The following is a 12,459-nucleotide window of genomic DNA, read 5'->3' as shown; positions in this document are numbered from 1 at the left end:
GGACTGGAACCTGTATTTTACAGGATTTAGTCCTTTTTGTTTTTCTAACAGGCACAAAATCAAGTTTGGTCACATCCAATTTGGCTAGAAGTTATTAAGTGCCCAGCGGTTTTTTGTACAGACTTTCGATTTCTTTCCATAATAAGAAGGAATATACTAAAGGAGGTAATAAACACATATGAAACGACCACTACTAGTAGGACTTGGGATCGGGGTAGCACTAATGTTTAGCTTACCTGTTTCCGCACGAACCAAAGTAATTCTGCCGGAGGATTTTACTTATGGAGATCAGTTAGGGGCGGAACAAGTGCCAGGATACAACGTAGGGTTCTCCGTCAATCCGAAGGAATTTAGTGAGCAGAATATCAAAAGCATAACCGTGCAGCTGGTTGGCAATGATGGCAAAGTGGTGGCCGAAAACGAGGCGCAAGGGAAAGGCTTGCAGAATCTTATCGCCTATGACGGTCAGCAGTACAGCACACAGTTTTATGTAAAAGCAGATAAAATGAAAGACGACGTATGGACCCACAGCGTCTATTGTGGTGAAAAGCCTGCATTCGCGGAGATTATTGTCCAGGACAAAAGGGGCAATACATAAAAGGCGCATAACACGAATGCCCCGGAACAAGGACTCGAACAATTGCCAAACTGTCCAAAGGGCAACTAAGCAAGAAAATATAAGTCCTTATGAAGAAACAGCGGTAGGCAAACAAAACCTAAAGTTTATTAAATGGACTTCTATGTTCCCCCGGCCGTTATGGTTAGGGGATTTATTATTTAATATAAAATTGAAGAATACAAAGCTTGATCAGAACAGGAAGGTTATATACTTCTTTTTCTTTCAGTTTGGATGAAGTTTTATATATTAAGGTAATGAAAGTAAAAATTAATCATTATACTTCAATAAACTTTTTCCTAATGCATAGATTATGAATAAACTATTTAAAGGGGAAAACTCAACATGATTTATCCGCATACGGCGCTGCGTTATATAAATGATCAAATAGGTTTTGGAGTTTTTGCAACTAAATTCATTCCGAAGGGGACAATAACGTGGGCATTGGATGAGCTAGATCAAGTACTGGACCCGGCAATTCTTAATAGTCTAGACGAATACAGAAGCAAGATAGTAAAGAAATACTCCTATCGTAATCAGGAAGGAAAATATATACTTTGTTGGGATCTAGGACAGAGCGAATAACTCTCCATTATTTGGTTAGTAACACTTCGCTTTATAGGGTTGCACCCTCATTCTGAAAATTTACACTAAACATTTATTGAACTTAATGACATCTTTTACAGTCTTAAGATAAGCTTCTTCACTACTATTTAAAACTACTTCTTCTTGAACTTCGGCATTCATTTGTGTTCTTTGAATATAGAAAATCAATCGCTAATTTATATTCAGTACCTAGAAAGATTAATAGGGAAATCGTTAAAGGTGTATCCAGCAATTTTGCAAAAAATGACGTATTGAATCAGCTTTCAAAGCCAATAGAAGAAGTTTCTGAACGTTTAGAGAAATTGGCTGTAACGCCGATCAAATTAACTGTTGACCTAATCGAACGTTTAGAAAAGAATGTCGAAGAAGGTTGTGAAGCCTATATTAACTACTCACGCGAAGGTCGTAGAGGCATGCAAAAAGTTACCAATGAATATGTGAAGCTAGCAAAAAACAATCATAAAAAGCTAGTAAATACACTTGAAGAAAGCGCAAACGTACTCGTTAGTACAAATAGATAATAAAGTATTGTCATTTATTCTTTTAATAAAAAACGCACATGAATCGCTGACTCACACCCCAAGATGAAATTATTTCATCAGGGGTTTTTTTAGCTAACTTTTTTTAAGTAACTTTTTGGAGGATTTTGATGAATATATGTAATGCAAATGCTTCATCAATTCAATTGAAAGTATTTGAGGATTCAGAAGAATTAAATCATTGGTTAAAAGAGAATAAGGCTGCGAAGGAACTGGATATAAAATTTAGATCTATGGTTATTATTGATGAGATTGTAATTAGAGATTGTTACTTAGTCATTTATAAATGATTACTTAATATTTTTAGGTTGAATTACAGGGTGTATGTTGCATAAGCAGAATTATCAATTGCTCAGAGCTTTATATGCCCTGAGCGTTTTTCTATATTATAAATGGTTCTTATTAGCTTGTTAATAATAGTTTTAATTCAATTTGGTTTCATAAGGGCAATTTTTCACTTCAAAACCGAACCCGTTAAGGTAATTTGCTATTTTTATTTCCGGCCAAACGTATGGGCGAGATGCTTGCTTTGTTCTCTTCGGAGCTTTCGGGCAATGGACCGTTCTTCTCCAGTATTAAATAAATAGAGCTCCTCTTCCGATTCGGGATAGACAAATGGCACTGGGGCCGGATGCCCTTCTTCATCTAACGAGACAAAGGTTAAAACGATGTCGCCGCCACTCGGCTTTCCCCTGTAAATAAGTTGTCTGCTGTCACTTTTACAAACACTTCCATCGATGTGTTCCCGGTCCAAGTGACAAACGCTTCTAATGTGACGGCATCCTGAAGGGTGATTGGGTGCAAAAAATCGACTGAATCGGTGCTTGCGGTCACTGTAGGTTTTCTGCAGTGTTTGACCGCTGCAATGCCAGCAACGCGGTCAATCCGGCTCATCAGAGCACCCCCGAAAAGAGTCTGGTGCGGGTTTGTGTCATTTGGCAGGACGCCGTCGGTTTGAATGGTTCTTGATTCACTGCAAGATTTTTTAATGGATATACGTTCCTACTTTCACTGATTGTGTTTTTCCCTATTATACCAGAAATTAAAGTAAGGACCCTATCGCAAAGGATAGTAGTTTACATCTATTTTATTATTCAACAAGGGTGAATAGAATTTGAATAAATTTTCTCCGTCTGCCTCTGCTGCTTGTGCCTCAGGGCTAGATCCAAGCATTCAAATTCTAGTTCAGTAATTAATATTCAACAGTAATTTAAGGTATTCCATTGTAATAAACTCTAAAAAAAGCATTAGAGAAAATTAGTAACCATAATATTTCTCATTAAATCATATAATGTCTTTATATATTTAATCGTTTTTCTGATTATTTCGATAAAAAAGAAGGTGGACAACCAATGAAAGTTGAGTCTTTTTTAAGTGCCGCCCCACATAAACGTGTAAGTGAAGATTCAATTGTATTAAATGAAAAGATAAATGTTTTTGGGGTTTTTGATGGGGCAACTCCATTAATGCCATTCAAAGATGAAAACGGAATGAACGGTGCATATTTAGCATCGAATATATTTAAAGATTATTTCTTTGGACTCTACCGAAGTAACCTTTCATTAGTTGAAGGAATCATGATTGCTAATAGAATGTTGAGAGAACACATGGAAAAATACAAGGTGAATCAGGAAAAATATGAAAATCTTTGGTCAACATGTGCTGCAATTATAAAAATTGAAAAAGACGGAAAGATTTCTTATGCCCAGGTTGGTGATTGTATGATCATTGCTGAGTATCAAAACGGAACCATAAAAGCCTTAACAAGGGATACCGTAAAAGATATAAGTTATAGAGCGAAGGCATGGCGTGAGGAACAAAGAAAGCAAGGAGATAAAATTCCAGATGAGGAGTATTATCAGGATCGTACTCAACAGCTTATCTTTAATCGGTCATTAGCTAATAAGGAATATGGTTATAGTGTAGCTAATGGTAAAAAAGAAGTTTTAAATTTTATTCAGCATGGTCAAGTAAATATCAGTGAAATCAAAACATTATTAATGATAACAGATGGCCTTTTTCATCCAAACTATTCAATTGAAGAAACATTTAAAAAGATACAAACAGTCGGTTTACAAGTATATTCTATGGCATTAGAACAATATGAGAAAAGGAATAAACTTCGTTCAGATGATAAGTCTGGGATCATGATTCAATTTGTGTGATGAGGAGAAAGTCTAGATGAAATTAGAACCGGGATTGATTAAAGATATTAATTTATGGTTTAAAGAGCCGCTTATTGCTTTAAAAGATGTCAAGTACATCATTGTACACCATACAGAAGAAATAGGTTGGGATATTATTAAGACCCATAGGTTTCATCAGGATCATCGTGGATGGAGTGGAATAGGATACAATTTTTTTATTGAGGAAAATGGTGAAATTATGAAAGGAAGAGGATACCATGTTGGAGCACACGCATATTCATATAATGAAAAATCAATAGGTATTTGTTTAGCTGGTAATTTTGATATTCATACTCCTTCAATAGTCCAGCTAAAATCATTAAGTAAACTATGCGTTTTCCTATTACATCAATATAATTTATCCACTACTCACATTCTGGGACATCGTGAATTAAAAGGTATCGCAAAAAGTTGTCCAGGTAAAAACTTTAATATGGGCCAATTCAGAGATTCTATTAAGATGCAATGACCAAAATATAAAGGTAAAGAGTGAGGTTTCAAACAAGACAGATTATAAGGTTTTTGGAAAATATGAGTAAAATTTTTGTGTGAAGATTCGAGGCTTTAAAGATAATAGAAATTCAAAACCAAGATGTATTTTGAGGGATTTCAAATATATCTTGGTCTTAAACATTTAGAGATTAAAAAAAGGAGGTACCTTTATAAATTAAACTTAATCAAAATAAACGGCTTCATCGGGATTTTTTAAGTATTTAAAAGCCATCTCAATTTGTGTTTTTGTATTCCGAGCTGTTGAAAGTGGAGGCAGTTCGTTTTCAGCAAAGAACTGCACTTCACTTGTTTCAATTCCTTTAGCTGGCTGCCCGCCAATTATTTCACATTGAATAAATATTTTGTAAACATGAAAAGCAGAAGGAGGATGTGGGTGACACTTTTTATCGGTCACAGCTAATACTCTGATTGGTTTCACAGTAAATCCCGATTCTTCTTTTACTTCCTTAACAGCGACTTCACTTGGAGTATGTCCAATGTCAGCCCAGCCGCCAGGCAATGCCCAATTCCCATCGGTATTTTCACGGACCATCAGAATTTTATCATCCTTAAAGACAACTGCCCTAATATCAACCTTAGGAGTTGCATAACCAGTTTCACCTGCAAATAAATCTTTGATTACAGGCCTGTCCATATCTGTGTAATGCGCTAAAATGTCAACGCTAATATTTCTAATTAATTCAAATCTTTCCAAGTCATAAACATCTTTTGAATACGTTAATCCCGCCTGCGCAATGGATTGAAGCTGTTTCGCCCAATCCAGCCATTTAGGTTCCAAAATCATCACCTCCAGCTAGTCTAATAATATTTACTATTACCATATATATTAATCAAGCAAAAATTTGCTACAAAATTCAAAAGGTCTAATTGGAGATTTCATATGTACTTAGATAGAGGAGTCAAGGAAATCTGTAAAAGAATTGGAACTGCATTTATTGCTGCGATTGCCACTGGAACAGTTTGTGGTATTTTTCTAACTGGTCAGTTTAGTTTCATAATGGATACATAATTTAGTTTTTCAGGAGTATTTTTTAGAAATACTTTTAATGATTCAAGAACTAAAAAAAAGGGGATGGTTTGTTTGATAAAACTAGTGAAGTATGATGATCTTACATTATTTAAGAAAGATGTGATCCCTTTCTTAGAAAAAGATGAAGCTGAAAACAATTTAGCGTTAGGTGTTTTGCAATCTTTAACTGAAAAAGATGAAAGTCCTTTTTTGATGGCTGCTGTAATAAAAGATGATGATCTAGGATTAACCATACTTCAAACACATCCTAGTCAAATTATCTTATCAAATTCTGTTCCTTTTACATCACACGAAATACAAGTTATAGGAGAAAAGCTGATTAACACAATTCAAGAAATACCTGGCTTTGTAGGGGAAAAAGAATTAACTACTGAACTAGCTTTTTATATTGCGGATATAAAAGGGATTCATGCACATGTCCAAATGAACCAAAAAATTTATAAGCTAGAAAAAGTTAAGAAAAACACAAAATCAAAGGGAAAACTACGAAAAGTGGAGGAAGAGGATCATAACACTATTAAAGATTGGGTGTATCAGTTTTGTAATGAGGTTAAACAACCTATAAGTTTAGAAGAAGCAATCAAAAAAACAAAAGAAATGATTCATAAAGAAAATTTAGTAGCATGGGAAAAGAATGGTAAGTTGGTTTCCATGGCATATGCTACACGACCAACCAAAAATAATATTACAATCAGCTATGTATTCACCCCGATTAACGAAAGAAAAAAGGGCTATGCATCTGATTGTGTTTCAGCTTTCACTCAATTATTGTTAGATCGAGGTTATAAAACAACAAGTTTATACACTGATATTAGTAATCCTACTTCCAATAAAATTTATATTCAAATTGGATATGAAGCGATAATGGATTCAGTCCATATCCTTTTTAAATAGAAATATTGAAAAATCGAAATTGTGTCCAACTTCAATATAGCTTGAAAACTCATCTTTTTTACTAGTTCGATTAACTAAACAGATTGTGAAGAATTGTACTTAATGTAATGAGTACGTTAGTTTAAGATTCTAGAGTTGCTGATGCAGTTCTGTTTCTTATGGTGAAGGTGCGAGTGTGATTGGCACCGTTCCTTTTTTAATCACTAACAAAAAATTGGTTTTGACCCTATCGTTTTGGCGAGAACTTTCTTTCCTTTGATTCTGTTATTATTGGCTTATAAGAAATGGAATATGGATAAAACCTTAGGTTTTTATATTTCTGATGCAAACAATTTAAGCTCTTCCGGATCATTAGGAAAACTAATGGTTCCTTCAAATTTCATCATGATTTTTTCAAGCAGCTTGGAGGAACCATGATTGTCCATAGATGTTATGGCTAAGATTCGCTTAAGATGCAGTTGTTCATGTCCATATTTAAGCGTCGCAGAGGCGGACTCAAATCCATAACCTTGTGTTTGATATCTTGATAGAAAAGCAAAGCCAATATCAGGATTTTCTAGAGTGTCTCTTTTTAACAAACCACAAATTCCAATGGGGGTTTTTCCTTGCTTTCGCTCTACCAGATAAAGACCAAAGCCCAGTTGGGAATACATATTTAAGGGGCCAGTTAAAATATAGTTCTTTGCATCTTCAAGCGTTCGTACACCTTTATCTCCGATATAACGTATCCAAGAGGGTTCATTTAAAAGTTCGAGTATAAAAGCTGCATCATCTGTTGTTAACCAACGAAGAATTAATCGATCTGTTTCAAGTACTTTCAATAAACATACACCTCTCTCTTAAGATATTGCTTTTAAAATCTGTCCAACATGATAGATAAAAAGTAATGTTCAATTCTACCTATATTAATGAAAAATTTTTATTTTGTAAATAAAAAAATGAAACCTAGAAATGATTAGAAAACCTTTGGAAAACCTTGGGGACGGTTCTGATGGCTTTTTTCATTACACCATGAGAAACTCTCCGTGGCTCATATCCTCGAACTTTCTACCTAAATATCCCATATTTCCTTTGTTTTGAGGAGACTGAATTTTTTCTACGACTTAAGTCTTACGGAATGCTACAAACAAAAGCTACGTGTGTAAGAAGGGCAGGCAATACCTTGGGCCTCCTGAAATGGATGACCAACCAGTGCATTATATCCGAATAATGGAAAAAGAAGCGTTACAAAGACGCTTCAAATGATCAACAGTGGCTAATAATTTTTCATTAAAGAAAGTTCGGAGTAGTGAACTAGGAGAATATTGAAATGAGAATATGAATCTTGGATTTCACAAAAATCTGAGGAGTATCGGTGAAGAAGAATATATTTCTTACCCTTGTACTGAACGAATTGTTTTTTCAAGTAGAACACTCCTTTTAATGAATTTTATTGTCTATGTACGATTAATTTTCAAGTAACGGCTCCACCTACGCCAAATACCATGATAGCCACACATGCTATCCCCACTAATAATAGAATAATAAATCATTGTTAAGAGGCTGCTTTGTAGATGTTAAGGTTCTGTAAATCTTTTATTAAAATTCCGGGAAAAGAATAGTCGATTATACTCCATTTTCGTATAACAACTTGTATGGAAATCATCTTGAGTGGTGTCATGTGTTGTCAATGGGTAATAGTCTAATCCTGGGACAATCGTGGAACATAGTATGAGATTGTGGTTATTTATATAAGAGAAAAAACCATTTCATTGTAAATAAGAATGATAAGAATAAACAACCTGGGTGGGGGAATGGATCAAAATGAATGGACAAAAGCAATACCGTGAAGATTTGTTGGAATGGTGTCATGAAACATCTAAAAGTTTATGTGAACAATTGGAACTGCTATCTAGAGAATCTAATGCTTATCAAGAAGAGATTGAAGTCGATTCTGTAAATCGTTTCGAAATGGAAGAACAATTCCAAATCGAGGAAGAATATTTGGAAACAAATGCTTTTCAAGACGAGATGAAGATTGAATCTGACCAATATATCGATACGGAGGAACTTAACCAATACCGATTGGATTTATTGGAATGGTGTAATATCCTTTATTCAAATTGGAAGAGAACGAAACTGAGGTTATCAAACGTTGTCGATCACGAAAGCTTAGAGGGATGGGAAGGAATGTGCTCTCGTTTAAAAGAGAAATTACAGGAAGGTCTGTCATTGGACTACGAAGATTATGAGACAGCTAATACCTTGTATGAACAGTGGGAAAGGTTTCTTGAGGAATCGTAGACCGTGGTAGACCGAGACCGTGGGGACGGTTCTGATGGTTTTTTTATTCCACCATGAGAAACCCTCCGTGGCTCATATCCCTAAATTACTGGTAAATAATTAATTGGAATATAAATAAATAGTCTAGGAGTGAAGTTTTTCCTTTGATTTGAGAGGAAGGTCCAAGTAACAGAGGGAATATCAACAAAAATGAACGCGATTAGCCTCAGCTAACCGCGTGTTCCTTTATATATTTTCCTGCTTTAGGCTCTCAATGATGTTTTCATTTTTTATTTTTGAAATCGAATAGAGCATGGCGGAACCTACAATCAGGAAAATTACAACTATAACAAATAGAATGCTCATCCAGGGAAGCTGAAATCCGTATTCAAAGGTGAATCCAGCGGAGCGGTGAATGCCAATCATAACGAGGACACTGATGGGCAGTCCGTAGAGTAGGGCATTCACTCCATAAAATATACTTTCATATTGGACCATTTTGTTAAATCCTTTTGGGGTCATGCCCACCGATCGCAGCATTGCAAATTCCCGTTTTCTGAGTGAAATGCTGGTTGAGATGGTATTAAAGATGTTTGCGATCGAGATGAAGGAAATCAGCGTGATGAACCCATAGGTAAAGACCGACATAAGCATAATCAACTGTTCATCTTGTTGTCGCTGCTGGTAGACATTGAATACATGTATGTTCGAATCTTTTCGGTCTTCAATTGCCGTTTGGGTGGCCATTGGGTCTGTACTATTGAGGTACACATAAGGAGTCACCTCTATTTCAGTTTTCGATAACAAGGAATCCATTGTGGCTTGTGGGAGGATAAGGTTAACACCGCCGACCGCAACAGTTTCAATGCCCATTGGCACTTTGGAAGTTAGTGCGCCAATTTCCACGCTGCCAACTACTTCTAGTTCCGGTTGTTTATTTTCCATATCCCCTATAGGCATCGTCAATAAATCGATTTTCTTCCCAACCTCTGACTCAATCGATTTTGTTTCGATAAATTTTCCCGTTCCGCCATCCTCATAGGTAATTTGGTCAATGACAATGGCTTTTGGTGTTTCTTGTTTCGTAAAACCTTCCACATCGACGCCGACTTCTTTTGCATAGGCTTCAAAACCTTTTTGATCCAACCCATGTAGCATCACATAATTATGAAACTTTCCATCTTCAGTTTGTAGTTGATTTTTCTGTTGAGCTGATACTTCTTCCCGCTCGAGCTTTGCCTCTAAATTAGCTTCCTCGATGACGATCGATTTAGTGACATGATCGAGCTTTGTGTAGTCGGTCAAGTCTTCCTTCTCCACTTGGGTGCTGAAAATTTGTATATCATTCTTCAAATCAGATTACGACATCGTCAGAGATTTCTTCAAATTGTCGGTAAAATAGGTGACCGATAAGAACAGGACAATGCTAATCACCAGAGAAAACACGGTTGCCAAGTACTTCTTCTTATTCCTTTTGACATTCTTCAACCCAATTTCGGCTTCAAGCCCAAAGATTTTTCGGACAAGCTTTGAAGTTTTCATGGTTTTCCCCGTTAACTTGATGTCATGGGTTTGTCGGATCGCATCAATTGCTGAAACCTTTGAAGCCCTTTGCGCAGGGATATAGGTAGAGATAAATATCGTCAAAATTGAAATCCCGCAGGCAATGAGAATCGAAGCAGGTGTGAATATTAAAGCAAGCTTCTCGGAAACCCCAATTGCCACTTCTAAATTTCGGTTGATAAAAACAAAGGTGATTCCAAGCCCCGCTAGACCGGCGAGAATCCCTATCGGAATACTAATCGCTCCAATCACGGATCCTTCAAAAAAGACAGAATTTCGCTTTTGCTTTTTGGTTGCGCCAACGCTTGAAAGCATCCCTAAATGCCTTGTCCGCTCGGATACACTAATCGAGAAGGCATTATAAATCAAAGCCACGGAGCCAATGATGATGACGTTCATAATGATAGCAGCTAAGGAATAGAGGGTCTTGTGTAATTGAGCATTATTCGTTACTCCATAGTAACGAAGCAATTCACTATTAATATTTACTGCCTCGATCCCCTATGTAGCAGCCAAGCTTTTTGCTTTTGTATAGAGGGAACGGTCTATTTCCGTTAGCACCACAAAAGCATCGACGGTATCGATTTTGCTTACGGATGTTTCGTCGATATAGCCAATCACGGTGTAACCAGGTGACCATGTCGGTTCCCAAGAAGGGCGTTCAATCGTCCCGACAATGGTTAGGGTTTTGGTTTCGTTGGTTCGCAGCTTTTCAATGAGCGTGTCTTCGTCCCGTTCGAGAGCGTTATTCTACGTTAGTAACTTTCCGTTTGCTTTGTTCCAACGCTCACCGATATCTACCGTGAGTTGGTCCCCGATTTTGTAATCGACCTTTGCATTTTTGATAACCGCTTCTGAAATTGCAATCTCATTTTCATTGTGAGGAAGTCTTCCCTCAATCACTTCCATTGGAAATTGCTTCATACCAACTGCATTGTAGTTTTGAAAAAATAGATAAGGTTTATTCTGATTTTCTGATTCTACTAGAGACGCATAGCCATCGCTCGAGAGGACCATGGTTTTCGTTTCGCTGTCCTTTTCAATGGCTTCGATTTGGTCTAAGGTGACATCTTTATACTGAACATGCCATTCTCCATGTTTGGCGATATTCTGGCGAATCAGTAGGTCTAAAAAGGAATAACCAAGCGTGGTAACCGCGGTGATCATCGCCACCGAAATAATGACACCAATTATCGTTACAAGTGATTGGCGTTTGTTCTCTTTCAAATGCCTTATCGTGCCTTTATGGATAATGTTCATGGACGAAGCACCTCATCCTTGGCGACCTTGCCATCTTCAATGGAAATAATGCGGTCTGCTTGAAGGGCGATACGCTCATCATGGGTAATGACAATCAGTGTCTGATTGTAGGTTTTGTTAAACCAACTCACGAATTCGAAATGGCTTTGTAATATAATCATCAGCCCCCATATCAAGGCCCATAACGACATTCACTTCATCGTCAAAAGCGGTTAAAAAAATGACCGGGGTATCGCGTTGTTGTTTCACATGCTTACACAAGTCATAACCGCTTCCATCCGGTAAGGACAAGTCAAATAAGCATAAATCGATTTCTTCGATTCTATGATTCAGCACTTCTATACTGTGGCTGCCTGATGACAAAGCACAATTTCATAGCCCTCTTGCTTCAAGGAATACTCCAATCCCGAAGCAATCGTTCGATCATCTTCCACCACTAAAATTTTCATTTGCGTCCATACTAACTTAGCGTTTTCTTTTATCTTATTGGAACAGTGCGCTACCAGCAAAAAATATCGGTGTGGGGGCGTTTTTTGTGCGAATTGGGAGGGTATGCTCAATTGATTGCATGCATGAAAGGGAATGTGAAAGAATAGGATTACCTGTAAAGCATCTGACATTAGTCAGTTGAGGAGGATTTAAGTATGGAGTGGTATATCTGGTTCGCCGTTTTGATTGCTGTTATTATCATTTTGTTTAAATCATCTAAAAGGAAGTAAATCTGTAGAATAGGTGCTTGAAAGCATTTGTATATAAGGGTTAAAAAATATGTGTGCAGTGGAAAAGCCTCGTTTAGAGGATTAACACACCAATAATTGAACAAGGAATTGGCAGGACACCTTAATTAGTGAGCTATTTACAACACGCTTGTAAATGAATTTTGACCAAAGGGATTATCTACTAATGGGATTTAATTGGAGGGAATAGAAAATGGATGTAAAGACACTTTTGTTACAACAATGGGCAAGCTGCTTAGATGAAGAAGACTGG

The 12,459-nt window shown here is 36.7% G+C and carries 11 protein-coding genes and 4 pseudogenes; 9 read left to right on the top strand and 6 right to left on the bottom strand.

Translation table 11 applies throughout. The features are described 5' to 3' along the window. Nucleotides 1-178: 178 nt before the first annotated feature. The 4 genes from CHI06_RS20425 to CHI06_RS20405 all read left to right on the top strand — a co-directional run bounded on the left by CHI06_RS20425 (nucleotide 179) and on the right by CHI06_RS20405 (nucleotide 2,051). Nucleotides 179-598, top strand: coding sequence for a hypothetical protein (locus tag CHI06_RS20425; protein ID WP_095250438.1), 420 nt, complete (start codon nucleotides 179-181; stop codon nucleotides 596-598). Between the two features lie 363 nt (nucleotides 599-961). Beyond that, entirely contained in the window at nucleotides 962-1,201 is a 240-nt protein-coding gene (locus tag CHI06_RS20415; protein ID WP_257009391.1) for an SET domain-containing protein, read from the top strand. Nucleotides 1,202-1,365: 164 nt separating this feature from the next. Beyond that, the gene (locus tag CHI06_RS20410) at nucleotides 1,366-1,743 is read left to right on the top strand and encodes a hypothetical protein (protein WP_095250436.1); all 378 of its coding nucleotides are present in this window, start codon (nucleotides 1,366-1,368) and stop codon (nucleotides 1,741-1,743) included. A gap of 128 nt (nucleotides 1,744-1,871) precedes the next feature. Next, on the top strand, nucleotides 1,872-2,051 hold the full coding sequence (locus CHI06_RS20405; protein ID WP_095250435.1) for a hypothetical protein: 180 nt from the start codon (nucleotides 1,872-1,874) through the stop codon (nucleotides 2,049-2,051). A 203-nt stretch (nucleotides 2,052-2,254) separates the two neighbouring features. Here the strand turns inward: CHI06_RS20405 and CHI06_RS20400 are convergent. Next, nucleotides 2,255-2,757: pseudogene (locus tag CHI06_RS20400) on the bottom strand (acyl-CoA thioesterase). 356 nt (nucleotides 2,758-3,113) lie between these two features. On the opposite strand from CHI06_RS20400, the gene CHI06_RS20395 reads away from it, so the two are divergent. Then, the gene (locus tag CHI06_RS20395; RefSeq protein ID WP_095250434.1) at nucleotides 3,114-3,926 is read left to right on the top strand and encodes a protein phosphatase 2C domain-containing protein; all 813 of its coding nucleotides are present in this window, start codon (nucleotides 3,114-3,116) and stop codon (nucleotides 3,924-3,926) included. A gap of 16 nt (nucleotides 3,927-3,942) precedes the next feature. Further along, nucleotides 3,943-4,416, top strand: coding sequence for a peptidoglycan recognition protein family protein (locus CHI06_RS20390; RefSeq protein ID WP_095250433.1), 474 nt, complete (start codon nucleotides 3,943-3,945; stop codon nucleotides 4,414-4,416). 204 nt (nucleotides 4,417-4,620) lie between these two features. Here CHI06_RS20390 and CHI06_RS20385 read toward each other — a convergent pair whose 3' ends face one another. Continuing rightward, nucleotides 4,621-5,238: an NUDIX hydrolase gene (locus CHI06_RS20385; protein ID WP_095250432.1), complete on the bottom strand. Its 618-nt coding sequence runs from the start codon at nucleotides 5,236-5,238 to the stop codon at nucleotides 4,621-4,623. Between the two features lie 102 nt (nucleotides 5,239-5,340). Between CHI06_RS20385 and CHI06_RS30690 the strand changes: the two genes are divergently transcribed. Both CHI06_RS30690 and CHI06_RS20380 read left to right on the top strand, forming a co-directional pair. Next, the gene (locus CHI06_RS30690; protein WP_257009390.1) at nucleotides 5,341-5,469 is read left to right on the top strand and encodes a hypothetical protein; all 129 of its coding nucleotides are present in this window, start codon (nucleotides 5,341-5,343) and stop codon (nucleotides 5,467-5,469) included. Nucleotides 5,470-5,541: 72 nt separating this feature from the next. After that, nucleotides 5,542-6,384, top strand: coding sequence for a GNAT family N-acetyltransferase (locus tag CHI06_RS20380; protein WP_179292715.1), 843 nt, complete (start codon nucleotides 5,542-5,544; stop codon nucleotides 6,382-6,384). A gap of 311 nt (nucleotides 6,385-6,695) precedes the next feature. On the opposite strand, the gene CHI06_RS20375 is transcribed toward CHI06_RS20380, so the two are convergent. Next, on the bottom strand, nucleotides 6,696-7,205 hold the full coding sequence (locus CHI06_RS20375; protein ID WP_095250430.1) for a GNAT family N-acetyltransferase: 510 nt from the start codon (nucleotides 7,203-7,205) through the stop codon (nucleotides 6,696-6,698). Between the two features lie 982 nt (nucleotides 7,206-8,187). Between CHI06_RS20375 and CHI06_RS20370 the strand changes: the two genes are divergently transcribed. Beyond that, the gene (locus tag CHI06_RS20370) at nucleotides 8,188-8,667 is read left to right on the top strand and encodes a hypothetical protein (RefSeq protein WP_095250429.1); all 480 of its coding nucleotides are present in this window, start codon (nucleotides 8,188-8,190) and stop codon (nucleotides 8,665-8,667) included. Nucleotides 8,668-8,892: 225 nt separating this feature from the next. Here CHI06_RS20370 and CHI06_RS20365 read toward each other — a convergent pair. From CHI06_RS20365 to CHI06_RS20355, 3 pseudogenes are all read right to left on the bottom strand, one after another. Further along, nucleotides 8,893-11,469 (bottom strand): annotated as a pseudogene (locus tag CHI06_RS20365) (FtsX-like permease family protein). Then, nucleotides 11,466-11,594 (bottom strand): annotated as a pseudogene (locus tag CHI06_RS20360) (ABC transporter ATP-binding protein); the annotation flags it as partial. The pseudogenes CHI06_RS20365 and CHI06_RS20360, both read right to left, overlap by 4 nt. Beyond that, nucleotides 11,590-11,918 (bottom strand): annotated as a pseudogene (locus CHI06_RS20355) (response regulator transcription factor); the annotation flags it as partial. The pseudogenes CHI06_RS20355 and CHI06_RS20360, both read right to left, overlap by 5 nt. Between the last annotated feature and the right edge of the window lie 541 nt (nucleotides 11,919-12,459).

Source organism: Bacillus sp. 7884-1, assembly GCF_002272245.1.
GTDB lineage: Bacteria > Bacillota > Bacilli > Bacillales > Cytobacillaceae > Neobacillus.
This window is presented reverse-complemented; position numbering and strand designations above follow the sequence as displayed.